The organism is Marinobacter lacisalsi, assembly GCF_042651045.1.
GTDB lineage: Bacteria > Pseudomonadota > Gammaproteobacteria > Pseudomonadales > Oleiphilaceae > Marinobacter > Marinobacter lacisalsi.
In genome coordinates, this window is the sequence record NZ_JBHSDI010000001.1 from 113,635 (window position 1) to 138,313 (window position 24,679).

Below are 24,679 nucleotides of genomic sequence, written 5' to 3' on the forward strand. Positions count from 1 at the left end.
TTCCAGCAGGTACGCCACGCTGCGCTCGGCCCGGTTCAGAACCAGCGCTGTGGCGAGGGCGGGCCGCTCTCGACCGAACCGGCGGCGGCCTTTTCCGATGGCCCTCCGGCGTCGGTGACATTATCGTCCCGGGTCGCGACCTGACGCACCTGTTCTCCTATCATACGGGGAATACCGTCAGCCTGATCAACTGCCAGCTCTACTGACCGTCTCTGCACTTCCAGTCCTTCCACCTTTTCCGTGAAGCTGGCAAGTTTCTCGGTGACCTGCTGCCACAGGCGCTCTTTCTCATCTTCCGAGTATTCCTCGTGGGCTCGATGCACCTCAAGCCAGAGCTGGCCATTCTGCATGCCGACTTTCACTGGCTGGTGAACCACCTGCACCGGGGTTCCCTTGTCCACCTTTTCGGCAAAACCGACGATGTCCTCATTGTACATCCGGAAACAGCCATGGCTGACCTGCATGCCCACCCCGAAGCCCTTGTTGGTGCCATGAATCAGGTAGCCGTCTTCGCTCAGGATAAGCGCATAGGGGCCAAGGGGGTTGTCCGGCCCCGGTGGGACCATTCTTGGCAGGTAGTCGCCTTCGGCCTCGTATTCAGCACGAATGCTGGCCGGGGGATACCAGGCGGGGGAGGCAACACCCATGGTCACCTCGGCATCGGTGAGGGGTGACGGGTTGTCTTCCGTCCCCACGCCGACCGGAAACACCTGCACACCGCCATCATGGAAATAGTAGAGCCGATACTCCGCCAGGTTGATCACGATACCCTCACGACGGGAATCCGGCAGCACATACTTGCGGGGGAGAGTGATGTGGGTGCCGTCACCGGGAAGCCAGGGATCCACCCCCGGGTTGGCCTTGACCAGCTCCAGGAACCCGAGGCTGCGCTGGTTGCCGATCTCGGCGAAGGTATCTTCGTGCCGGGTGGTCATGGTCTGCAACTTACCCGCCAGATCGCCTTCCAGCACCCAGACCGGGGCGCCGGTCCGGTTCGGCCTGCTATTCTCACCGTTTGTTTGCCCGGCGTCTGCCTGGCCTTCCGCCGGTGACGCTTCGCCGGCCTGGGGTGCAGCCGCGTCCCCGGCCATGACAAGGCCGGAACAAACCCACATCAGCAAACCGAAAACCGTCAATCCGATACCCTTGGTGCTTACCATTCTGGAGTTCCTGACATTACCGATAGCCCTGGATTAAGGGCATGTTTATCCTAGATACAGTCTGACCTTCCGGTCAGGCCGAAGTTCCTGCGGAGCATGGGTCCGCTGGCGCACTTCATGTGCCATTGTAGGCAGCGATTACCGTAATCACCGCCAGACAAACAAACAACACGCTGGCGCCAATCCGGGCCGTCGCCAGAGGCAACCGCTGCATCAGCCATTTTCCGGCCACAATCACCGGGATGTTCGCCAACAGCATACCAACCGTGGTACCGACAATCACCCAGAACGTGGCGTCGTATCTGGCCGCCAGTACCACTGTCGCTATCTGGGTCTTGTCGCCTATTTCCGCCAGGAAGAACATCACCGTGGTCGCGACAAATGCTCCCAGCCCCAGCAGCCTCGAATCCTCGCTGTCATCCTTGTCCGGAAACAGCAGCCACAGGGCGATGGCCACAAAACTGAACGCCACCAGCCAGGGCACCCACGCCTGCGGCAGCCAGCTCGCCACCCATGCCCCCAGCAATGCCGACAACCCATGGTTGGCCAGTGTGGCAATCAGGATTCCAAGGACAATGGGGGTACGACGGTGGAACCGGCTGATCAGAAACAGTGACAGTAGCTGGGTTTTGTCACCGATTTCAGCAATGGCAACAGACAGGGTAGAAGCGAGGAAGGCATCCATAGGGTGTTCTTTTCCCAGGCGGAATGTCAGACATGAGGAACCGCCACCTTCCGCCTGTTGGAGGTGACCGTTCCCCAGGTCTTGCCAATTCCGCGAACACTGCCATGTGACAGTACCCGGGAACGTGATGGCCATGGGGTTGTGCCCCAAGTATGTTGACCACCACCCGCAGCGACCAGTCGCTACGGAGACTACTCCCCTGAAGGAGGCAAAATCATAACCAGCCGGCTGATGAAACTCAACCCGAATCAGCTGACTATTTTTTCAGGTTAACGGCATTTTCCATTACCCGCTGGAACACGCCCAGGGCGACTTCCAGGTCCTTGTCCTCGATGCCCGTCAGCATCTCGTCCCGCAATATGTTGCCGCGCTCATTGAGGTCATTCATGAAGCGCTCGCCGGCCGGGGTGAGGTACAGGCGACGGGCACGACGGTCGCGCTTGCAGGGACGGCGCTCTATCAGCCCCTGTTCCTCCAGGCTGTCGAGCAGCCGGACAAGGGTAGGGTTCTCGATGGCCATGAGATGAGCCAGTTCCCTCTGCGTCAGACCCTCGCCGCCACGCTGGAGGTAAACCATGGTGGACCAGCGAGCCTGGGTAACGCCCAGATCCTTCAGTCGTTCATCCAACAGTTTGCGCCAGCGGCGGGTCACCCGGGCGACGGCAAACGGAAACTGGTCTCGAAGAGTCTGCTGATCCATGTCTCACAATCCTGTATCTAAAGATTCAGCAATAGTAAGCTAATCATTGATACGAACACAAGTTACACAATGATCATATTGGCGACAGATCAAGACGCCACCCGGAATCAGCCCGCCTGTCGGGCGGGATCTTCCTCCTGTTCAGGCGACAACTGGAACTGCTCGTTCCGGGGATCGATCTCCGCCAACACCGGGGACGCTTCCGGCATCGCCGCCACAAAGTGCTCCTGATCGGCTACCGCTACGTCCTCGGTATGGCTGATGCGGTAACTGGTCACACTGGCCAGTAACACCAGGAATCCGGCATTGCCCCAGAACAGGCCGGAGGGGCCCAGAATACTCATCAGTTCAGCCATCACGATGGGGCCAATCACACTACCGATACCGTAGCTGAGCAGCAGGGTGGCACTGGCCGCAACAATGCGATGGGTCTCCATGCGGTCGTTGGTAATGGCCACCGCAATCGGGTAGAGCGTTCCGGCAAATCCGGTGAACAGACCAACCAGTACCATCAGCAATGGAATGTTCGTACTCCCGGTCATGGCCACCACAACCGCAGTCGTGGCGCCGACCACCGAAACCAGGAACATGACCCGCCGCCGGTCGAAGCTGTCACAGATCCGGCCCAGGGGCCAGGCAAGAAGCATCGCTGCCACAATGGCCGACGCCATGAACAGCGAGGTCCGGGGTACATCGAGACCGGCCATGGTGGCATATACCGGCCCCAGTGCATAAAAGGACCCGATCAGCACGCCACATACCAGGGCTCCCGCCGCACCGGTAAACGACTGCCTGGCCAGCGTAAAGAAAGACAACCGCTCAGTGGACTCGATGGCGGGTGCCTCCATCTGTGTGAGTGCCAGGGGGATCAGCGCCAGGGTCAGCAATATGGCGGCCAGGGTAAAGGGCATGAAATGGGCGGGATCACCCAGATTAACCACCAGCTGGCCGCCGGCAGCGGCAAGGTAAAAAACAATCTGGTAGACCGCGAACAGAGCGCCACGGTTGCTGTTGGTGGCACGACTGCTGAACCAGCTCTCGATAACCACCAGCACACCGGCGACACTGAAGCCGGAGATGATGCGCAGGGCCGCCCACAGCACCATATTGACCGCCAGCGGGTAGATCAGCGCTGTCACCGCAGCCAGGGCCGCAAACACGGCAAATGCGCGGATATGCCCAACCCGGCCGATAACCTTGTGCACATAAAGGGTGCCCAGCACAAAACCGACGGAGTAACAGACCAGCACCCAACCGATCACCGAAGGCTCCACTGCCTCAAGGCTGAGACGTATGCCCAGCAATGTGGTAAGGAAGGCATTGCCACTCACCAGCAGCAGAATGCTCATAATCAGCGCCGACAACGACGCCACCATTCGGGTCATCAGTAACTCTCCGGAAAAGCTCAGGATTTCCTGCAGGACCCGTGCCGTACGGGCAATCCGCCACTGAAAGAAAAGCAACCTCTATTTAAGCATCCAACCACGTTTCCAGCTATTAAGCAGTTGCCGAAACATGTCTGATCTGACCACCCAAAAACGTCTCAAAAAACCTCTGGAAGTCCCGTCGCGCCTGCGTTTTACAAAATTTTACATTAAGGGCCCGTAACACACCGACGCACCGTAATGCTGCTAACATCGTTCGGGTGATCATGGATCGGTCGCTGTCGACCCGACCTCTGTTAGCCATCACCAAGAGCCCGACACTATGAAAAAAACGGAATGGCCCATTCGCTGGGATCTGCTGCTGCGTTATCGACTGATAGAAATTGTTGCCCTCTGGGAAGGTCGCCTTACCACCAATCACATCTGTCACGGCTTCGGCATTGGCCGTCAGCAGGCGTCGAAGGACATCAATACCTATCTGCGGGAACTGGCCCCCGGCAACCTGGTGTACGACAGACACCTGAAAGGCTACATCCCCGCCACGGATTTCCAGCCCGTGGTCACCCGGGGGCAGCCGGAAGAGTATCTGGAGCTGGCCTGCCGACACCAGTCCCTGAGCAACTGCTTCGAGAACCTCGACATTGGACTGCCGGACAGCTGCGTGGTGCGGGCCCCCTGCCGTCAGGCCAGCCCCGAGGTTACCCGTGCCGTTATTACGGCCTGTCGTCAGAAGCGCAAACTCGAAGTACGCTATCTCACCCTCGACCACCCGGACGGCGAACCGCTGGTCCTCGAGCCCCATACGCTGGTCATGACTGGCCAGGGCTGGCACGTGCGTGCCTGGAGCGACCGCAGGGAAGGGTTCGCCGATTTTCGCCTCAGCCGCCTGACCGGCAAGCTACAGGTGTCCCGGGACAAGTCCCGCCACCGTGAGGAGCACGACGAGCGCTGGAACCGCATGATCAGTCTGAAGGTTCAGCCGGCCGCTGGTCTGAATTCAGCCCAGCGCCGTCTGGTCTGTGCCGATTACGGCCTGGAGGATGGCCCCATGGAAGTCCGCTGCCGCGAAGCCATGGCGCCCTGGCTGATGCCCATGCTGGGCCTGTCGTCCGGAGGCCGGGAAGACGATATTACCGTCGCGCCCCTGGAGCTCACCAACGGCGATGCACTGCCCGGTTGGCTGAAATCCGATAGCCAGACCACCATCAAGGCAACCCAGGCCGACACCGTCTGACCGGCACCTGACATTCCTCCGCTGCCGGCCCCGGGAGCAGGTTACATGCCTGGAATCATCGTTGCCCTGCTCCTGTCCATTGCCGCCACACCTCTGTGGGCGGCAAACTGCGATGAGGAACACGTACCGGTCTCCCGGATCCAGGGGCGGGGCGATGCATCGCCCATGGCCGGCCAGCAGGTCAGGGTGCAGGGCATAATCACCGTGGATTTGCGCCATGAAGGCGGGTTCCGGGGGTTTTACCTGCAGCAGGCACTGGCGGAACAGGATAAGGACGATGCCACCTCCGAAGGCCTGTTTATCCATACCCGCGCCCGTGCCGGCGAACCGGGAGACCGGGTCCATGTCAGCGGCGAGGTCCGGGAACACTATGGCCTGACCTCGCTGACCGGCGTATCAGCGGTCAGCATCTGTGCCAGCCCCGGGTTACCGGCGCCCCTGCCCCTCAAGACCGGCGCCACGCCACCGGACAGCCGCGAATCCCTGGAGGGCATGCTGGTGCACACGGTGAACCCACTGACAGTAACCGACACCTGGAACCTGGCCCGCTACGGTGAGCTGGTCCTTGCGCCCTCCCTGCAGTGGGTACCGACCCAGGTCATGGCACCGGGCCCGGATGCACAGCGCCACCAGGCACAACAGGAGCGTCAGCGACTGATTCTTGACGATGGCCATCGTCGCAAACATCCCCGCCCGGTGCCCTATCTGACCAATGGCGAAGGCGCTCCCGGCAACCCATTGCGCGTCGGCGACCGGGTTGCCCCGTTGGCAGGTGTGATGGACTATCGCTTCGGGCACTGGCGTCTGCAGCCCCTGTCGCGCCCCGACATTCACCATACCAACCCCCGCCAGCTGCCGCCGGCACGGAATTCTCTGACCAACGTGCGGGTGGTTTCCCTCAACCTCGGCAACCTGTTCAATGGCGACGGTCAGGGTGGCGGCTTTCCCACAGACCGCGGCGCTGACAGCCACCAGGCCTACCAGCAACAGCTGGCGCGGCTGGCCCATCAGATCATCGCCACCGACCCGGACATCGTGGCGGTGTCGGAGCTGGAAAACGACGGCTACGGGGAGGCCAGTTCACTGGCAGACCTGGCTGGAGCACTCGGGGAGCGATGGCGTTTTGTGGACAGTGGCACCCATCGCCACGACGATGCCATTCGTAACGGGCTGCTGTACCGTGGTGACAGGGTTCAGCCCCAGGGGCCGGCAACGCTGATCACCGGGGGCGCCTTTGAACAATGGCACCGTCCCGCCCTGGCGCAACGATTTCTGGCTATCGGCGGAAATGAGCCCCTGACGGTGATGTCGGTGCACCTGAAGTCCAAGAGTTGCCGCAACGCTCCCGCTGCCCAGCAGGATGCCGGCGACGGCCAGGGTTGCTTTGCCGCCGCCCGAACGGCGGCATCCCGACAACTGGCGCAGTGGCAACCGCCCGAAACCGGTAAGGATAACCTTGTCCTGCTGGCCGGGGACTTCAACGCCTATGCCATGGAAACATCCATCCAGGCAATAACCGACGCAGGCTATACTGACCTGATCGCCGACTTTCACGGCCTGGAACAACAGACCTTTCGCTACCATGGCCGCCAGGGAACCCTGGACTACCACTTTGCCAACAAAGCACTCCGTGACAGGGTCGTGGTCAGCCAGATCTGGTCGGCAAACGCCGAGGAACCCCGCTTCTGGGCCTACGACGCTGACCGGGGACCGAGGGTATCAGACACCTTTGTGTGGCGCGCTTCCGACCACAATCCGGTCATTACCGATATCAGGCTCCAGGCGCCTGCCGATTAGGTATCCGACCGGCCTCGCTCAATCGATACCGACGATCTTGTGCATCTGGATGGTCAGCCGCCACCGCGGGTGCTGCAGGCAATAGTCCACCGCCTTGCGAGTATTGCTGGCCTTGACCGGGTCGTGACCGGTTTCGGGCATGGCCGGCGACGCCATGGGAGACAGGAAATAGTGGCTGGCCCGGATCGTCAGGAAGCGTTCCGGCATGGCCAGGGGCTGCGGGTAGACCACCTTCAACTCATCACATTGGTCAATAACGACGGTCGCATCGGCCTTCGGGCTGACACAGAGCCAGTCGATTCCCGCCGGGGCCGGCAGGGTGCCGTTGGTTTCCACGCCCACCTCAAAACCCTGCTCGTGAAAGGCGGCAATCAGTGGCTCGTCCAGTTGCAACAGGGGTTCTCCGCCGGTGCAGACCACGTAGGGCCGAACGCCGTTGCCCGTGTCGGACGGCCACAGGGCTGCTATATGGGCCGCCAGGGCGGTCGCCGTCTCAAAGCGGCCACCGTTCTGGCCATCGGTACCGACAAAATCCGTATCGCAGAAATCGCATACCGCCGTGGCCCGACCGGACTCCCGGCCATTCCACAGGTTGCACTTGCTGAACCGGCAGAACACCGCAGCCCGACCCGCCTGGGCACCCTCTCCCTGCAGGGTGTAAAAAGCTTCCTTCACCCGGTACATCAATTGCGAGCCTCGTAAGGGATGGGGTCGGTCAGGCCGTTAGCGGCAAAGGCTTCCAGTCGCTCCACACAGGAACCACAAACACCACAGGCCTTCTGGCGGCCGTTGTAACAGGTCCAGGTCTGACTGTAGTCCAGATCCATGGCGACACCCTCTGCGAGGATGTCAGTCTTGCTGGCATGGATGTAGGGAGCCTCGATGGCAACAGGCTCATAGTTCGCCACCCGGCAGACGGCATCCATTTTTTCAACAAACTCCGGGCGGCAGTCGGGGTAGATGGCATGGTCGCCGCCATGGGCACCGAACCAGACGGCATCCGCCTCGACGGTCACGGCGTAGCCGGTCGCCAGGGACAGCAGGATCATGTTGCGGTTGGGCACCACCGTAGACTTCATGCTGTCTTCCTCGTAGTGCCCCTCGGGTACAGCTGAGCCGCCAGTCAGGGCGGAACCCGCCATCACGGCCTGCAATGACCGGATATCCAGTACCTTGTGGGGCACACCCAGCTCACCGCAGACACTGGCGGCCGCCTCCAGTTCACGGACGTGACGCTGGCCATAGTCAAAGGATAACGCGTGCACCCGATGCCCTTCCGCCAGGGCCCGGTGGAGCAGGGTGAATGAGTCCATCCCCCCGGAATAAATCACGACAATGGTTTTCGGCACCTGTCCTCCCGCTTGCCAAATGGACACTGGTGGTTAATTGAGGGTTGAGCGAGGATCGTCACACCCCTCGGAAGTACCTGACTCCCAAAAACGATTTGGGAGGGTATCATCCGGTTTTTCTATCACAGACTTTCTATTGTAACAGCCACCCGACACTATGGGTTCGCGTCAAACCACAGGGACGGTTACACTTTGCAGACAGCCCAGCAACTGACCGAATTGCCGATGACACAGTTCGCCGCACCGGCCTTTATTGACTTTGAGGCCTCCAGCCTCGACCTGATCGCCAGCTACCCGATCGAGGTTGGTCTTTGCCTGCCGGATGGCTCGCTGCACAGTTGGCTGATCAAACCCCACGTACTCTGGCACGACTGGTCGGACAGCGCCGAGGCCATTCACGGCATCAGGCGCGACACGCTCGAAGAAGAGGGGCTGAGCATCCGGCAGGTGGCGCATCATCTGAACGAACTGCTTGATGGTCAGGTGTTCTGCGATGCCTGGACCTTCGACAGCTTCTGGCTGCACCGCCTGTACCGCGCCGCGGACATGCGGCCATCGTTCCAGCTGGAATCCGTTTCCCTGTTGTTGTCACCAACGCAGATTCAACGCTGGTCCGCCACCCGCCACAAGGTTATCGAAGAGCTGGGCCTGCCGGTTCACCGGGCCGCCAACGACGCCCGTATCCTCCATTCCACCTGGTGTCAGGTGGTGAATGAAGTCACTGATGACCAGCGTCCCTCCCTGGGCAACCTGTAGTGAAAAGAAGCGGCAGTGAAAAGCGGACAGCAACCGCCTAACCTCCTGGCTCCGCCACAAAAAAAAGGCGCCACGGGAAGCCCGCAGCGCCAAGACAATTAAAGGAGAGATCACACAGTAACTGACAACAATACTGTGGATTGCACAACGTAAAACACGTGACGCTGGAAATTATCCCCACAGCGCCCCCGACCGTCTGTACGCGTTTGCCGAAGCCAGGGTTTCTGCGTATACCCCCGGCCTATCGCCCCATTTGCAAACCATCATGTCCGCGATACACTGGTGTCGAGCTGGCTGCCCGATGGCCGGCAACACCGAACAGCATGATCGATTCCAACGGAGAGTCCCTGATGGGCTTGAAGAAACAAAGCCACCAGTTTTTTGCGAATACACGGAGTATGGCCCCGATGCCAGCCCGTGGCGTGGTGATGATCAGGTAACGCTTTCGGCCCTGCCCGGAAGCTCAGGCGACCGGGCATGCAGTCTCCCGCATGAGAACCCGGTCCCGTGAGGCCGGGTTTTCTGGTTTTTGCAGTCGCAGAACGGTAAGGAGAGTGCCATGAACAGACCAACAATCAGACGTGCCACCAATAGCCCGGCCAGCCGCAGGCCCGGCCCCATCCGTCGTCCGGAGAAACTGCCGCTGCTGGATGCAATCTGCAGAAAACTGAACCAGCGGGTCAATCTGGAGGACGAACGCAGTGTGCTGGGGCTTTATGAACGCGGCTGGATCTTCAACGGCGTTCTGGCCAGCCTGGACGGCGCCGAGGCCCGTTACGTCAAGGCCCTGGCCAGCCGCTACGATTCCTGGATTGCCCGGCAGGTAGCATAACCGGCGAAATGCTATAGTCTGGCTCATGACCTCAAGGAGATAGTCATGAGCCAGACATCCGTTGCCGACACCCTCCGGGAATACCTTTCCCTGCTTGAACTCCTCGACGACGCCTATTGGGAAGCCGGCACCATCCGGGACAAGGACCTGCTGTACGACATCATCAGCATCTTTCACCAGGAAGTGGCGGAGCTGAACAAGCTCAGCATACAGGACCACCATTACCCTTACGAAGTCATCACCGAAGGCATCCGCCGGGTGGTTCCCCAGCTGGAGCGCCTGGACGAAGAACGCCACGAAATTATCCAGCGCACCCAGACGCTGACAGACTTCCGCGATATCATGTCATCGGTGCAAGGCATTCTTGAGGAGCAGTTGCGTACCATCTGACGGGGCGCCAGTCACGCTTCGCCGGACTTATCGGACTCAATGGTACCGGCGACCTGACTGAAAACCATCGTCCGGTTGCGGCCCTGGTCCTTGGCCTGATACATGGCCTTGTCGGCCATATTGCACAGGCCTTCCGCTGATTCGGCATGGTCCGGATAGACGGCCACGCCAATACTGATGGTCAGGGTCAGGGGATCTCCATCCGATACGCGGATGGGCTCGTCCGCAACTCGCACGCGCAGCCGCTCGGCGACGTCCCAGGCTTCGTCCACGGACATTTCCGGTAACACCACGATAAACTCCTCACCGCCAAATCGCCCCAGGGTGTCTACCGTTCGTATGCTGTCCGCCAGGCGCAGGCTGATGGACCGAAGCACTTCATCCCCCACCGCATGCCCGCGGCTGTCATTGACGTCCTTGAAGTGATCCAGGTCTACCCAGAGTATCGCCAGCTTGCGACCATAACGCTCGGCCCTGGTCACTTCCTCCTGCAGGATTCGGTCCGTCTCCCGGCGGTTGAACTGACCGGTGAGGGGGTCGAGAGTGGCCATTTCCGACAGGCGCGACTCCAGCTGCTTGCGCTCGGTGACATCCAGAATGATACCTTCCAGTACCATGCCACCGTCGTCCTCCACCGCGCGGCCCCGTTCCCATACCCAGATAATGTCACCGTTCGCACGGCGCAGACGATATTCCACGGAAAACGGTTCGGCGGCGGCGATGGCATCGTCAACCGCTGAACTCACCGCATCGGACTCGTCGGCAAACATCAGGTCCACCCAGGGCAGGTGGCGATTGTCGATCAACTCATCCGGCTCATAGCCGGTCAGGTCCCGGCAACCACTGGAAATGAACTTCATGGTCCAGTATTCGTCGTACAGGCAGCGATAGGCCATGCCGGGAAGATTATCCATGATGGTTCTGAGCTGGCGCTCCCGGGCTTTGAGGGTGCTCTCAGCCGCCCTGGGTTCGGTGACATCCATGCCTATCGCAATGGATCCTGCCGTCCTGCCGGCAGCATCGAGGAATGAGCGCGAGTTCCAGGCAATGGTCCGGTTGCCGTTGTGGCCGGTCGCAATGGTTGTTTCCAGACCCTCGGCCTCCTCGTCTCCCGCCATAATGCGACTGACCCTTTCCAGTACCCAGGCGCGGTAGTCCGGATCCGGGTAGAGCTTTTCCCACACCGTGTCACTGCCCGTCACCGCATCGCTTGAATAACCACTGATCTCCTCCGCCGCCCGGTTCCAGATCAGTACCCGCCCGTCCGGATCCAGTACGTTGATCCAGATATTGGCGTTGTCGATTACGCTTTGCTGGAACTGGCTCAGACGGCGGATCTCTTCCTGCTGGCCCAGCTGCCGGTCCAGCATCACCCGGTCATTCTGGAATTGCCGCAACATCACGAGGTAGAGAACACCGCCGGTGAAGGCAACAAAGGCCCACCCTTTCCAGGTCTGAAGCCGGGTCAGCATCTCCGGATCACTGACCACCCGCTCCACCGCCGCATCGGAGAAGAGTATCCAGAGACCACCGACCAGGAGATAAACAAGGGCAACTTTGAGTGATCGTTTTACCGGCGTTCCGCTTCTTTTGGTATGGTTCATCAGTTGGCGGTTCTTCAGAAGACATGGGTGACAGCTCACATCGCTGTCGTACGGCACAGGTCAGCATTGCAGAATAGATACGGACCAGGCCCAGGGGCGGTTTGCCAAAGGGCCCATAGACAAAAGTAGTGCGTCACGCCTGTAACGTCGACCACTGACACTGTTAATTACGATTGTCGCAGGGCGTGCGCTATAAACAGCCTCGTGAGACGGTACCATCAGAGGGAGACTTTCCATGGCCTCGGGTCACCCCGACACCTCCACCGACGAAAATCGACGGGCACTCTGGTCGTGGGCACTCTATGACTGGGCCAACAGCGCTTTTTTCACCATCATTCTCACCTTTATCTTTGCCCGCTATTTCAGCGAATCGGTGATTCAGGACAAGGTCACGGGTACCGAAGCCTGGGGCAATATCGTCGGTCTGTCCGGGCTGGCGGTGGCCATCCTGGCGCCGATACTGGGTGCTATCGCCGACCAGAACGGGCGCCGCAAACCCTGGCTTATCGCCTTTACCCTGCTCTGTGTGGTTGCCACCGCCATGCTCTGGTTCGTGGCACCAGGCAGCGGCGATCTGTGGTTTGCCGCCTTCTGGGTCAGCCTGGGGATTCTCGGCGCGGAATGCGCCTTCATTTTCTACAATGCCATGCTACCAGACCTGGCGTCACCGGAACGGGTGGGGCGCTGGTCCGGCTGGTCCTGGGGACTTGGTTATGTCGGCGGCGTCACCTGCCTTGTGGTGGCCCTGTTCGGTTTCATTGAAGGTGATACCAGTTGGCTGGGACTGGACCGGGACAACCTGGAACATGTGCGGGCGACCTTTGTGCTGGTGGCCATCTGGTATCTGGTGTTCTCGCTGCCGGCCTTCTTCCTGATCCCCGACCGGCATTCCAGTGGCCTGCCGCTGGTGCCGGCTGTCCGGGCGGGGCTCGCCCAGCTCGCGGATTCCATCCGGCAGGTGCGGAAGTACCGGATCATCGTCCGTTTCCTGATCGCCCGCATGCTCTACACAGACGGGCTGGCCACCATTTTCACCTTTGGTGGTGTGTATGCCGCCGGCACCTTCGGCATGAACCAGACTCAGGTGTTGCAGTTTGCCATAGCGCTGAACATTACCTCCGGCCTTGGGGCCTTTGCCTTTTCCTGGGTGGATGATGCTATCGGTGGCCGCAATACCGTACTGCTCTCCCTGGTCGGGCTGACCTGCAGCGCCCTGGCCATACTGGTAGTAACGGACCCACTCTGGTTCTGGGTGTTCGGCATGACCCTGGGTATCTTCGTGGGCCCGCTGCAGTCCGCCAGCCGTTCCTACATGGCACGGGTAGCGCCACCGCACCTGCAGACCCAGATGTTCGGCCTGTTCGCCTTCTCCGGCAAGGCTACAGCGTTTATGGGGCCGTTGCTGGTGGGCTGGGTCACCGCCGTCAGCGGCAGCCAGCGCTGGGGCATGAGTACCATCCTTGCCTTCCTGCTGGTCGGGTTCGTGTTGATGCTGACGATTCCGCCGGCGAAAGAGGTAGCCCATAGCGAACGCTGACTTGCGGCCGTTTTAACGCTATGCTCCCGGTTTTCAGCCGCTTTCAGGAGCCTTCATGACCCCTGCCATCGATCTTGCTCGCAAGGCGGGCATCGCCCATCAACTGCACGAATACGACCACGACCCCAAGAGCGAATCCTACGGCACCGAAGCGGCGGAGAAGCTCGGGCTTGATCCGGACCGGGTATTCAAGACCCTGGTAGTGGAGACCGACGCCGGGGAACTGGTGGTGGCAATCGTACCGGTTTCCACCAGCCTCAACCTGAAACGGGTAGCGAAGGCCGCCGGGGCCAAGAAGGTGATTATGGCAGACAAGCAGAAAGTGCAGCGCACCACGGGTTATGTACTGGGTGGCGTAAGCCCGCTGGGGCAGAAAAAGGCCCTGAAGACGGTTATTGACGAATCAGCCCAGGCCTTCGACACCATCCACGTCAGCGCCGGCCGGCGGGGGCTGGAAATCGAGCTGGCGCCGGCCGACCTGACAAGCCTGACCCGGGCCTCATTTGCCGTGATCAGGGCATGACTGATTTTTTTTGCCACGGAATCCACGGAACAACACGGAAAAAAGACAAAGAAAAAGAAGATTTGCCACTAAATCCACTAAATCCACTAAATCCACAAAAAATCGCACTTTGAAAAATCAGTGTTCTGTCTTTTCATTTCGTGGGTTTCGTGGATTTCGTGGCAATAAAAAACCCGGAGAGCGTCGCCGCCCACCGGGTTTTTCTCTGCCAGGCTTGCCCCTTACTTGGCAGGGGCCTGCTGACGAGCTTCCTCGAGGATGCGGTTGAGGGTCTCGCTGGGCTGCATGATCTTGCAGACCTTGTCCGCCGGCGGATGGTAATAGCCACCGATATCCGCAGGATTGCCCTGTATCACGCTCATCTCTTCCAGGATCTGGTCCTTGTTCTCTTCCAGCTGTTTGGACAGCTTGGTGAAGAACTCTTTCATGGCTTTGTCTTCGTCCTGACTGGCCAGTTCTTCGGCCCAGTAACGGGCAAGGTGGAAGTGGCTGCCGCGGTTATCCAGCTCGCCGGTAACCCGGGACGGGGACTGGTTGTTTTCCAGCAGGCGGCCGGTGGCCTTGTCCAGGGCTTCGCCCATCAGGCGGGCGCGCAAGTTATCCTGCTTCTCGCCAAGCTCTTCCAGGGAGACCGCAATCGCCAGGAACTCACCCAGGGAATCCCAACGCAGGTGGTTCTCTTCCAGCAACTGCTGCACGTGCTTGGGTGCAGAACCGCCGGCGCCAGTCTCGTACAGGCCACCGCCATTGAGCAGCGGCACGATGGACAGCATCTTGGCGCTGGTGCCCAGCTCCAGGATCGGGAACAGATCAGTCAGGTAGTCACGCAGTACGTTGCCGGTGACCGAGATGGTGTCCAGGCCGCGGATCAGGCGCTCCATGGTCCAGCGGATGGCGCGCACCGGGGACATGATGCGGATGTCCAGCCCCTCAACATCGTGGTCCTTGAGGTAGGTGTTCACTTTCTCGATCAGCTGGGCATCGTGGGGACGCTCATCATCCAGCCAGAATACCGCCGGCATACCGGTTGCCCGGGCACGGTTGACCGCCAGTTTGACCCAGTCGCGGATCGGCAGGTCCTTGGTCTGGCAGGCGCGCCATATGTCGCCTTCCTCTACCTTGTGCTCGGTGAGCACGGTGCCGTCTTCGGCAATCACGCGGACAGTACCGTCTTCAGGAATCTCGAAGGTCTTGTCGTGGGAACCGTATTCCTCGGCCTTCTGGGCCATCAGACCCACGTTGGGAACCGTGCCCATGGTGGTGGGATCGAAGGCACCGTGGGTCTTACAGAAGTTGATCACTTCCTGATAGATGGTGGCGTAGGTGGACTCCGGCATAACCGCCTTGGTGTCCTTCAGCTTGCCGTCCCGTGCCCACATCTTGCCGGAGTTGCGGATCATCGCCGGCATGGAGGCATCCACGATCACGTCACTGGGTACGTGCAGGTTGGTGATGCCCTTGACCGAGTCCACCATGGCGATTTCCGGCCGGTGCTCGTAGGTCTTGTGCAAGTCTTCCTGGATTTCTTCCTGCCTGGACTCGGGCAACTGCTTGATCTTCTCGATGACCGAGGACAGGCCGTTGTTCGGGTTGACGCCGATTTCCTTGAACAGGTCGCCGTACTTGTCGAACAGCTCCTTGTAGAAGACCTTCACCGCGTGCCCGAACACGATCGGGTGGGAGATCTTCATCATGGTGGCCTTCACGTGCAGCGAGAACATCACGCCGGTCTTCTCGCAGTCTTCGATGGTGTCCTCGAAGAACTTCACCAGGGCCTTCTTGCTCATGTACATGCCGTCAAGCACTTCGCCTTCCAGCAATGGCAACTCGGACTTGAAGACGGTCTGTTTGCCTTTGGTGTTCTCGAATACGATGCGGGCCGTGGTGGCCTTGTCCAGTGTGACGGACTGCTCACTGGTGTAGAAATCGCCGCCGCGCATGTGGGCAACGTGGGTGCGGGAGGCGGGGCTCCATTCACCCATGGTGTGCGGGTGCTTGCGGGCAAACGCCTTGACCGCCGACGGTGCACGGCGGTCGGAGTTGCCTTCGCGCAGTACCGGGTTCACAGCACTGCCGAGAACCCTGGAATAACGTTGCTGGGCTTCCTTTTCCTCGTCAGTCTCGGGGTGTTCCTTGTACTCGGGAACCTTGTAGCCCTGCTCGTTCAGCTCCTTGATGGCCGCCCGGAGCTGCGGGATGGACGCGCTGATGTTCGGCAGCTTGATGATATTGGCGTCCGGGTCCTTGGTATATTCGCCCAGCTCCGCCAGAGCATCGGGAACACGCTGGTCTTCTTCGAGGTAGTCGGGGAATGAGGCCAGGATGCGGGCAGCCAGGGAAATATCGCTGGTTTCGAAGGTAATGCCTGCCGGCGTGGTGAAGGTCTGCAGGATCGGCAGCAGAGAGCGGGTTGCCAGGGCAGGTGCTTCGTCGGTCAGCGTATAGACAATCGTGGGGTTTTCAGTTGTCATCTTCGTCCTCTGGATAATGGATGAATTCAGGACGGTCACCATCGGCATCAAGTGTCTTGTGAACCCTTGACGGAACAATGACTGAATAGGGTCTTTGGATTAGTGCCATAAGATAGCATTTTTTTTAATCTCTGGGTTACGATCTTAGTATAAGACCCCTGCCCCGATTGTCAGATAAGGCCCTCCTGAACCAGCCGCTCATGGATAGTGTCCAGCGCTTCGGGGTTGGCCAGGGCATCCCGGTTGTCCGCCTTCGCGGAGCGATTGATCAGCCTCGCTACTGCCAGTTCCACCTTCTTGCCACTGCGGGTGTAGGGAATATCGGCCACGGCGATAATGTGCTTCGGCACATGCCGCGGGCTGGCGCCCTCGCGAATCCGCTGGCGCAACTGTTGCTGCAGCGCGTCGGTCAGTGCACAGCCGGCCGCCGGCACCACCAGCAGCACGACTTCCACGTCGCCGTCCACCTGTCGGCCCACCACCAGGCTGTCGGCCACTTCCGCAACGGTTTCCACCTGACGATAGAGCTCGGCCGTACCAATGCGCACGCCGCCCGGGTTCAGGGTGGCGTCGGACCGGCCATAGATAATGGCGCCGCCATGCTCGGTGAACTCGATGAAATCGCCATGGGCCCACACCCCGGGAAACGTCTCGAAATAGGCACTACGGTACCGCTCACCGTCCGGATCGTTCCAGAAGCCAACCGGCATGGACGGCAGTGGCTGCCGGCAGACCAGTTCGCCACGGCCCTCGCTCACCGGTTTGCCGTCATCGCCGTAAGCCACCGCATCCACTCCCAGCAGCCGGCACTGGATTTCGCCCCGACGTACTGGCAGCAGGGGCGTGGCGCCGACAAAGCTGCCACAGATATCGGTACCGCCGGCAATGGAGCCCAACAGTACCTGCGGTGCGCCGTCACCATAGACCCAGTCGTAGTCTTCCGGCAGCAGCGGCGAGCCGGTGGAGAACACCACCCGCAGATGACTCTGGTCCAGGTCCCGGGCCGGTTTCAGTTCCGCCTTGCGGCAACCGGCGATGAAGCGGGCACTGGTACCGAAGTGGGTGACCCGTTCCCGGGCCACCGTCTCCCAGAGCATGTCCAGGTCGGGATACCCCGGGGAGCCGTCCACCGTCACCACGGCAGCGCCGGTCATCAGGGCGGACACCTGCCAGTTCCACATCATCCAGCCACAGGTGGTGAAGTACAGGAAACGGTCATCCGGACCCACATCACCGTGGAGCATCAGCTCGCTGGCGTGCTTGGCCAGTATTCCGGCACTGCCATGCACAATACACTTGGGCTGACCGGTGGTGCCGGAGGAATACAGGATATACACCGGATGATCCGGCGGCAGTGGTGTGAAGGAGGGCGGCTGGCCAGCTCCCGCCGCAATCGCGTCATCCCAGGTGGTGACCTTGTCGCCGGGAATGGGAGCCTGTTCCGGCAACTGGGGAATGCTGACCACGCACTTGAGCGACGGTAACTGGTCAATCAGTTCCCGGAACGCTTCCTGACGCGGGAACACCTTGCCGCCGTAGCCATACCCGTTGACGGCAATCACCGCTGCCGGCTCGATCTGGCCAAAGCGGTCGTTGATGGCGCCGACACCGAAATCCGGCGAAGCCGAGCTCCAGATGGCGCCCATGCTGGTGGCCGCCAGCATACCCACGACAGCCTCGTAGCCGTTAGTGACAATACCGGCCACCCGATCGCCCTGTTGCACCCCCTGGCTGCGCAGGAAGGCCTCCAGCGCGCCTGCATCCGCCTTCAGCTGAGCGTAGGTGCGACGAAGCACCGGCCGGGTTTCGCAACAGGCGACAACGGCTTCCCGGCTGGCATGATCGCCATCAGCGAGCCTTAACAGGTTGGCAGCGAAGTTTAGCCGCATACCGGGGAACCATTGCGCCCCCGGCATTTCGCGGCTACCCAGCACCCGCTCCGCCGGCGTCTCACAGACCAGGCCGCAATAATCCCACACTGCCTGCCAGAAGCCCTCCATGTCGTCGATCGACCAGCGGTGGAGGGCGTGATAATCCTTGAACGGCCCCAGACCCTGCTCTTCCAGCCAGACCCTGAAGCGGCCCATGCGGGAGTCCTCCAGGGTCTCCCGGGAAGGGGACCAGACAATCGGCGACGGCTCTGTGTTAGTCATCGGTATCTCCTGATTACTGCATGTGCCAGCCATGGCTGACGACAATGGACTGGCCCGTGAGGGCGGCGGACGGGAAGGCGGCGAGATGGACAGCCAGCTCCGAGACATCCTCGACGGTGGTGAACTGTCCATCCACGGTGTTCTTCAGCATCACGTTGCGTATCACCTCTTCCTCCGGAATGCCCAGTTCCTTCGCCTGTTCGGGGATCTGTTTCTCAACCAGCGGTGTGCGTACGAATCCCGGACAGATGATATTACTGCGCACCCGGTACTCGGCCCCTTCCTTGGCGACTGTCCGGCACAGCCCCAGCAGCCCGTGTTTTGCGGCTACATAGGGGGACTTGAGGGGCGATGCCTCCACCGAGTGCACCGATCCCATATACAGCATGGCGCCACCACCACCGGCGTACATCTGCCCCAGGGCGGCCCGGGTCACCAGGAAGGCGCCATTGAGGTGAACATTGATCACCTTCTGCCAGTCACCATAGGCCAGCTTGTGGATGGGGTCTATATGCTGGATGCCGGCGTTGGCCAGCGCGATATCCACACCACCCCACTGGTCCGCCACCGCCTGGAAACCATCCTCCACAGCCTGTTCGTCGGTAACATCCATGGCCAGGGCCATGGCTTCACCGCCACCCTCACGTATGGCCCGGGCAACGTCATTGGCGGTGTCCGGATCCAGGTCGGCAACGGCCACCCGGGCGCCCTCGCGGGCATAGTGTTCGGCAATCGCCCGGCCGATGCCCCGGCCGGCGCCGGTGATCAGGGCGGTTCGGTCTTTCAGCCTCATTGCGGCAACTCCTCTTCTGTGCGGATCGTATTGGTTACTTGCCACCGTACACCTCATTGGGCAGCCACGTGGCCAGGGGCTCAAACGCGAACACCAGTCCCAGGCCCAGCAACTGCAGCAGGATAAACGGCAGCACCCCGAGGTAGATGTCCCTCGTGGTGATTTCGGGCGGGCAGACCCCCTTGATATAGAACAGGGAGAAGCCAACCGGCGGCGTCAGGAAAGAGGTCTGCAGGCAGATGGCAAACAGCACCGCAAACCAGACCGGCTCCACCCCCAGGGAAAAGAGCACCGGCGCCACCAGTGGCAGGATGATCAGGGTGATTTCCACCCAGTCCAGGAAGAAGCCCAGCAGGAAGGTGATCAGCAGCACCGTGAGCAGGACCCCGGTGGTGCCGAAGGGCAGGCCGGTGATGGCATCCCGGATCACGTCGTCGCCGCCGAGCCCCCGCAGCACCGCTGCGAACACCGTGGCACCGATAAAGATACCAAAGATGAACGCGGTGGTGCGGCTGGTCTGGTACAGGGCCTCCCTCAGCACGGTCATGTCCAGCCGGCGGCTGACCAGGGCCATCAGCATGGCACCGGCAGCCCCCACGGCGGACGCTTCGGTGGTGGTGGCGATACCAAAGAAGATGGAGCCCAGTACCGCCAGAATCAGCGCCATGGGGGGAACCACCGACAGGAACACATCCAGCAGCGCCCGCAGGTCCAGCTTCTGGTGGTACTTTGGCGCGGGGGCCAGGTCTCGCCTGAGCCAGGCCGCAATGCCGATGTACAGGATATACATCAGGCCCAGCATGAGACCGGGAATCAGCGCCCCCATGAACAGCTTGCCCACGGAGGCGTCCGATGTGCCCAAGCGGTCGGACATCAGCACCAGCATGATGCTTGGCGGCACCAGGATACCCAGGGTACCCACCGAACAGGCGGTACCCACCGCCAGCGACTTGTTGTAGTTGGCCTGCATCATTGGCCCCAGGGACAACATGCCCAACAATACCACCGAGGCACCGACTATACCGGTGGACGCCGCCAGCAGGATGCCCACGATGACCACGGTAATGGCATAGCCTCCCCGCAGGGGACCCAGCACCCGCACCAGGCTGTGCATCAGTTTTTCGGCGATGCCGGATCGGTCCAGCATGATGCCCATGAAAATGAACAGCGGCAGCGCCACCATGAGTTCATTGGCAACAATGCCGTAGATACGGGCGTCCAGCACACCAATGGTGCCCGGCCAGGTAAACCACAGGTCCGCATTGAAGGATTCCACCAGCACGTGGCCGACCACGGCGAACACCAGGCCAATACCTGCCAGTGACCAGGCCACCGGGAAACCCAGCAGCAACAGCATCATGAAGCAGGCGAACATGGCGATAACAAGGATGGCTTCCAGACCCATCACCGTGCCTCCCCTGATTCCGTGGCCGCAGGCAACGCCCGGGGAAAGCCAGCCAGCAAGCTGGTACACCGGGTCAGCCGGGAGAACAGCGCCAGCGACACCAGGGCGAGGCCCAGGGGCAGGAAGCTTTTGAAAATGAACCGGTATGGCAGGCCACTGGGGGCCTGGGAGCGCTCATCCAGTACGAAGGCTTTCCAGGCGTATGGCACCAGGGCGTCGATCATCAGACCGAGAATCGGCAGGGCCAGCAGGGCGATGCCCAGAACTTCGATAATCGCCCGGGCTTTCAGGGAAAACTTTTCCCGCAGCACGTCCACCCGCACATGGTCGTCCTCCACCACGGCGTAGGCCAGAGTCATGATCATGGCGATACCGAAGAGGTGCCAGGACAGCTCCTCAAGGGCAATGGAGCCCCGGGACATCACAAAACGGCTGAATACATTGACCAGGACCACCACCAGCATGGCCAGCCACAACCACGAAAGCCCCCTGCCGATGGCACGGATCATGCGATCGAGCGCCAGGGAAAACCGGTTATGGGGCAGGCCATTATGATGGGCAGCGGGGCTGGCCGGAGCGCTGAAAGTTACAGGGTCCGTCACATCCACCTCGGATAGTTCACAGGTTCAGGTAAAAGCGGACGGGCGCGTTGAGCGCCCGTCCGGCCGGTGGCGCGGGATCAGTCGTACTGGTAGAAATCCCGGGGCAGGTAGCCCTTGCTGTGCCAGATGGAGTGGTGTTCCATGAATTCCCGCTGACTGGTGAGGACCCGGTTGAACATTTCGTCCTCGGCGGCGATGTCATCCAGCACCTTGTTGGTGACTTTCTGCAGCTCCCTGAGGACGGGTTCCGGCAGGGTCTGGGCGGTTACCCCCTCATCCTGGTACTCCCGAAGTGCGGTCGGCTGGGCGTATTCGCTCTCGGCGAAGCCCTTGAGGGTGGCGGCCTGGCAACCCATCTCCACCAGGGCGCGGGTCTGGGGCTCAAGTCCGTCCCACACGTCCTTGTTCACCAGCAGGTGCGACGTGGTGAGGGTCTGGTGCCAGCCCGGCATGATGTAGTTCTTGATGATCTGGTCCAGCCCCAGCATCTTGTCGATGGCCGGCTGGGAGAACTCGGTGGCATCGATAGTCTGGCGCTCCAGGGCCTGGTAGATCTCGCCGCCGGGTATCATGGTGACCGACGCGCCCAGCTCCTCAAGCACCTTGCCACCGATGCCCGCGAAGCGGATTCGCAGGCCATCGAAGTCTTCGAGCGAATCGATGGATTCGGCGAACCAGCCGGCGCCTTCCGGCCCGATGATGCTGCACAGCATGGGGTGAATGTTGCGCTCGGCGTAGATCTCCTCGAGCAGCTCTCGGCCTTCACCCTCGTAATACCATGCCAGGTAGGCCGGCGGCTCCATATTGAACGGCGCACCGGAGTACAGCGGCAGCGCGGGGATGGTGCCCTGGTCGTAACCGACCCAGGTGTAGCCGGCGGGGTACTTGCCCTCGCTGACCGCATCCATGATCTCGAACGGCGGCACCAGCTCGCCCGGCTCATAGTACCGGAACTGGATATCGCCCCCCGAGATGGCCTTCAGGTTCTCGGACAGATGCTTGACCGGCGTGGTCAGGCCCACCAGATGAGAGGGAAACGCCAGCGGTACCTGCCAACGGACCTTTTCCGCGGACGCCGGCGTGGCAGACAGGGCGAGGGCTGTGGCGGCAGCCAGGCCCAGCCCCAGGCGGGGCATGGAGGTCTTGTTAGACATATCGGGTTCCTTGTTGTTTTTGTCGTACACACGACAGGACTGTCTGATGCAGCCAGAACAACCGGACACACGGGTAATCCCGTTGGATGGGGGAACGCCAGTGTTGTTGGTGGTTGTGCTGGCAGTCAGCCTGTCATGAGCAGAAACCGTGCCGGGCAGGATTTTCCCAATGTAATCAGTGCAGTGGATAGCGACCAAAACCGCCAGGGGATGAGAGTGTCCTGATATCAGGACAGTTTCCGCCCAACAAGCAGAATAACTGTATCGAAAACCGGACACCTGTCCGGATATCAGGACAACCGGTCAAGCTTCTGATAGAGCACGGAGCGGGAAATGCCCAGCAGGCGGGCCGCCTGGCTGCGATTGCCGCGGCTGGCGGCCAGGGCCGACTCGATGGCAGCCCGCTCCGCCGAGGCCACGGCGGCGGCAAGGGTCTGGCCACGACCGGGAACGCCAGGTTCAGGGTCATCAGCAGCGCCGGGAGCGGTGCCGGCCGGCAATTCGAGGTCAGGCAGCACCTGGGCCAGTACCTCGTGGTCCAGGGATTCGGCATTTTCATTCAGTGTCAGGGCCCGCTCCAGCACATTACGCAGCTCGCGGATATTACCCGGCCAGTGGTGCCGGGCCAGCAGGGCCAGGGCCTCATCAGTGATTTCCGCCCCCAGGCCAGGCCCGTCGGAGAGATCAGCCAGCAGGCTTTCACACAGGATACCCAGGTCGGCCAGACGGTCCCTCAGGGGCGGCACGGCAATTTCCATCACGTTCAGGCGATAGTAAAGGTCCGAGCGAAAGGTTCCGTCGGAGGTCATCTGGCCAAGGTCACGGCTGGTAGCTGCGATGACCCGCACGTCCACTGCCTGCACCTGATTGGACCCGAGCGACTCCACCTCCCCTTCCTGCAGCGCCCGCAGCAATTTGGCCTGCAGGGGAAGGGGCATGTCGCCCACTTCGTCGAGGAATAACGTGCCGCCATGGGCCAGCTGAAAGCGACCGTCCCGGTTTTTGCCAGCGCCGGTATAGGCACCCGCAGCCACACCGAAGAACTCGGCCTCCAGCAGGTTTTCCGGAATGGCCGCCACATTCACCGCCACAAATGGGCGCTCCGCCCGGGTAGAGGCGGCATGGACAGCCTGGGCCAGCACCTCCTTGCCAGTGCCGGTCTCACCCTGGAGCAGTACCGGCATCTCCCGCCCTGCCGCCAGCCGGGCCTTGCGTTTCACTTCCAGGGCGGCGGGACTGGCACCGATAAAGTCCGACAGGCTGTAGCGGGTGCCCCGGGCGTGCCTGGCCAGGGCCTTGCGGGCGGCCTGGAGGTCCTGGTGCAGGCGGCGGTATCTGGCCACCAGCGGAGTGAGCGGTTGTAAATCATCGTACAGGATGCAGGCAATGGCGCCGGTCACCACTCCGCCCTCATCGAAATAGGGCAAGCGTGTTACCACCAGCTGCTGACCGTCGTGCTCCATGATATCCAGCAGTAGCGGGTCACCGCTGGCCACCACCTCAGGCATGCGGGTGTGAGGAATGATCCGTCGCACAGGCCTGCCAATAACATCGACCTCACGCACCCCCAGCAACCGGCAATAGCTGTCGTTGATCCAGGTAATCCGCGACTCTCGGTCGACGGCAATTGCGCCCGCACTGGCTTTTTCGAACATCGCCATCAAAGCGTCAATCATCTCTCGGGTCAGGCCCGGGATACCGGTGGGCCGATAGGAGTGTGGCATGGGGTTCCTCATCCGTTATCGCTCACAGCTTCAGGAATGGGTACAGGGAAACGCCGAGTATAAACACCAACGCCAGAACCGCCGCCACCACGGTGACCGGCTTGCGCAGGAACTGGTGCCAGATACTGACCCCCTTACCCGCTCGCAGCTCTTCCTCCCAGACCTGGCGCTGACTGGCCTGGCGCCCAGCCTGGTACTCCCGCAAAAGCGCCTTGGCCCGCTCCGCCTCGGTCGCATCATGCACCCAGAAGCCCCCCATGCTGATACCCCAGAAGGACGGTGGCGTCTCGTAGTAGCTCACCTCGTGCTCATCAAACAGGGCGCGGATTTCGTCCGCCTCGTCGTCCGGTACATGGCGCAGATTCATCAAGTGGTGGGGCATCGGTTACACTCTCGTGGCGGATATTTACAACACAAGGATACTG

At 61.1% G+C, this 24,679-nt stretch carries 22 protein-coding genes; 7 read left to right on the top strand and 15 right to left on the bottom strand.

The features are described from left to right. Positions 1 to 35: 35 nt before the first annotated feature. From ACFOZ5_RS00525 to ACFOZ5_RS00540, 4 genes are all read right to left on the bottom strand, one after another. Complete coding sequence (locus tag ACFOZ5_RS00525; RefSeq protein ID WP_379884688.1) at positions 36 to 1,160, bottom strand: L,D-transpeptidase family protein; 1,125 nt, start codon at positions 1,158 to 1,160, stop codon at positions 36 to 38. Between the two features lie 115 nt (positions 1,161 to 1,275). Continuing rightward, positions 1,276 to 1,845 (bottom strand): TMEM165/GDT1 family protein, encoded by a 570-nt coding sequence (locus tag ACFOZ5_RS00530; protein ID WP_379884690.1) that lies wholly within the window; start codon positions 1,843 to 1,845, stop codon positions 1,276 to 1,278. A 256-nt stretch (positions 1,846 to 2,101) separates the two neighbouring features. After that, positions 2,102 to 2,545, bottom strand: coding sequence for a MarR family transcriptional regulator (locus ACFOZ5_RS00535; RefSeq protein ID WP_379884692.1), 444 nt, complete (start codon positions 2,543 to 2,545; stop codon positions 2,102 to 2,104). A 107-nt stretch (positions 2,546 to 2,652) separates the two neighbouring features. Beyond that, positions 2,653 to 3,930 (bottom strand): MFS transporter, encoded by a 1,278-nt coding sequence (locus tag ACFOZ5_RS00540; protein ID WP_379884694.1) that lies wholly within the window; start codon positions 3,928 to 3,930, stop codon positions 2,653 to 2,655. 322 nt (positions 3,931 to 4,252) lie between these two features. Here ACFOZ5_RS00540 and ACFOZ5_RS00545 point away from each other — a divergent pair, with 322 nt between their 5' ends. Next, a complete protein-coding gene (locus ACFOZ5_RS00545) occupies positions 4,253 to 5,164 on the top strand; it encodes a WYL domain-containing protein (protein WP_379884696.1) in 912 nt (303 codons plus the stop codon). Between the two features lie 45 nt (positions 5,165 to 5,209). After that, positions 5,210 to 6,961 carry an ExeM/NucH family extracellular endonuclease gene (locus tag ACFOZ5_RS00550; RefSeq protein WP_379884698.1) on the top strand — a complete coding sequence of 584 codons (1,752 nt, stop codon included), beginning with the start codon at positions 5,210 to 5,212 and terminating at the stop codon, positions 6,959 to 6,961. Positions 6,962 to 6,979: 18 nt separating this feature from the next. Here the strand turns inward: ACFOZ5_RS00550 and queE are convergent, their stop codons facing one another. Together queE and queC are read right to left on the bottom strand one after the other, a co-directional pair. Further along, positions 6,980 to 7,645: a 7-carboxy-7-deazaguanine synthase gene (gene queE / locus ACFOZ5_RS00555; RefSeq protein WP_379884700.1), complete on the bottom strand. Its 666-nt coding sequence runs from the start codon at positions 7,643 to 7,645 to the stop codon at positions 6,980 to 6,982. After that, positions 7,645 to 8,310: a 7-cyano-7-deazaguanine synthase QueC gene (gene queC / locus ACFOZ5_RS00560; RefSeq protein WP_379884702.1), complete on the bottom strand. Its 666-nt coding sequence runs from the start codon at positions 8,308 to 8,310 to the stop codon at positions 7,645 to 7,647. The genes queE and queC overlap by 1 nt, the downstream gene beginning before the upstream one ends. Before the next feature lie 225 nt (positions 8,311 to 8,535). On the opposite strand from queC, the gene ACFOZ5_RS00565 reads away from it, so the two are divergent. The 3 genes from ACFOZ5_RS00565 (at position 8,536) to ACFOZ5_RS00575 (ending at position 10,288) form a co-directional block, all read left to right on the top strand. Further along, positions 8,536 to 9,066, top strand: a complete 531-nt coding sequence (locus tag ACFOZ5_RS00565; protein ID WP_379884704.1) for a 3'-5' exonuclease — start codon at positions 8,536 to 8,538, stop codon at positions 9,064 to 9,066. A 559-nt stretch (positions 9,067 to 9,625) separates the two neighbouring features. Further along, positions 9,626 to 9,898, top strand: a complete 273-nt coding sequence (locus tag ACFOZ5_RS00570; RefSeq protein ID WP_379884706.1) for a hypothetical protein — start codon at positions 9,626 to 9,628, stop codon at positions 9,896 to 9,898. A 45-nt stretch (positions 9,899 to 9,943) separates the two neighbouring features. Next, entirely contained in the window at positions 9,944 to 10,288 is a 345-nt protein-coding gene (locus ACFOZ5_RS00575) for a hypothetical protein (RefSeq protein ID WP_379884708.1), read from the top strand. 11 nt (positions 10,289 to 10,299) lie between these two features. On the opposite strand, the gene ACFOZ5_RS00580 is transcribed toward ACFOZ5_RS00575, so the two are convergent. Then, positions 10,300 to 11,892: a sensor domain-containing diguanylate cyclase gene (locus tag ACFOZ5_RS00580; RefSeq protein ID WP_379884710.1), complete on the bottom strand. Its 1,593-nt coding sequence runs from the start codon at positions 11,890 to 11,892 to the stop codon at positions 10,300 to 10,302. Positions 11,893 to 12,127: 235 nt separating this feature from the next. On the opposite strand from ACFOZ5_RS00580, the gene ACFOZ5_RS00585 reads away from it, so the two are divergent. Together ACFOZ5_RS00585 and ybaK are read left to right on the top strand one after the other, a co-directional pair. Then, a complete protein-coding gene (locus ACFOZ5_RS00585; protein ID WP_379884712.1) occupies positions 12,128 to 13,429 on the top strand; it encodes an MFS transporter in 1,302 nt (433 codons plus the stop codon). Between the two features lie 55 nt (positions 13,430 to 13,484). Next, the gene (gene ybaK / locus ACFOZ5_RS00590; protein WP_379884714.1) at positions 13,485 to 13,952 is read left to right on the top strand and encodes a Cys-tRNA(Pro) deacylase; all 468 of its coding nucleotides are present in this window, start codon (positions 13,485 to 13,487) and stop codon (positions 13,950 to 13,952) included. A gap of 221 nt (positions 13,953 to 14,173) precedes the next feature. Here ybaK and ACFOZ5_RS00595 read toward each other — a convergent pair whose 3' ends face one another. The 8 genes from ACFOZ5_RS00595 to ACFOZ5_RS00630 all read right to left on the bottom strand — a co-directional run bounded on the left by ACFOZ5_RS00595 (position 14,174) and on the right by ACFOZ5_RS00630 (position 24,636). Beyond that, positions 14,174 to 16,423, bottom strand: coding sequence for an NADP-dependent isocitrate dehydrogenase (locus ACFOZ5_RS00595; protein WP_379884716.1), 2,250 nt, complete (start codon positions 16,421 to 16,423; stop codon positions 14,174 to 14,176). Between the two features lie 170 nt (positions 16,424 to 16,593). Continuing rightward, positions 16,594 to 18,576, bottom strand: coding sequence for an acetoacetate--CoA ligase (locus ACFOZ5_RS00600; protein ID WP_379884718.1), 1,983 nt, complete (start codon positions 18,574 to 18,576; stop codon positions 16,594 to 16,596). 13 nt (positions 18,577 to 18,589) lie between these two features. Continuing rightward, on the bottom strand, positions 18,590 to 19,369 hold the full coding sequence (locus ACFOZ5_RS00605; protein ID WP_379884720.1) for a 3-hydroxybutyrate dehydrogenase: 780 nt from the start codon (positions 19,367 to 19,369) through the stop codon (positions 18,590 to 18,592). Positions 19,370 to 19,403: 34 nt separating this feature from the next. Continuing rightward, entirely contained in the window at positions 19,404 to 20,774 is a 1,371-nt protein-coding gene (locus ACFOZ5_RS00610; protein WP_379884722.1) for a TRAP transporter large permease, read from the bottom strand. After that, positions 20,774 to 21,376: a TRAP transporter small permease subunit gene (locus ACFOZ5_RS00615; protein ID WP_379884724.1), complete on the bottom strand. Its 603-nt coding sequence runs from the start codon at positions 21,374 to 21,376 to the stop codon at positions 20,774 to 20,776. Before ACFOZ5_RS00615 ends, ACFOZ5_RS00610 begins: the two co-directional genes overlap by 1 nt. 77 nt (positions 21,377 to 21,453) lie before the next feature. Then, complete coding sequence (locus ACFOZ5_RS00620) at positions 21,454 to 22,530, bottom strand: TRAP transporter substrate-binding protein (RefSeq protein WP_379884726.1); 1,077 nt, start codon at positions 22,528 to 22,530, stop codon at positions 21,454 to 21,456. A gap of 290 nt (positions 22,531 to 22,820) precedes the next feature. Then, positions 22,821 to 24,254, bottom strand: coding sequence for a sigma-54 interaction domain-containing protein (locus ACFOZ5_RS00625; RefSeq protein ID WP_379884727.1), 1,434 nt, complete (start codon positions 24,252 to 24,254; stop codon positions 22,821 to 22,823). Between the two features lie 22 nt (positions 24,255 to 24,276). Beyond that, a complete protein-coding gene (locus tag ACFOZ5_RS00630; RefSeq protein ID WP_379884728.1) occupies positions 24,277 to 24,636 on the bottom strand; it encodes a DUF6164 family protein in 360 nt (119 codons plus the stop codon). Positions 24,637 to 24,679: the final 43 nt, after the last annotated feature.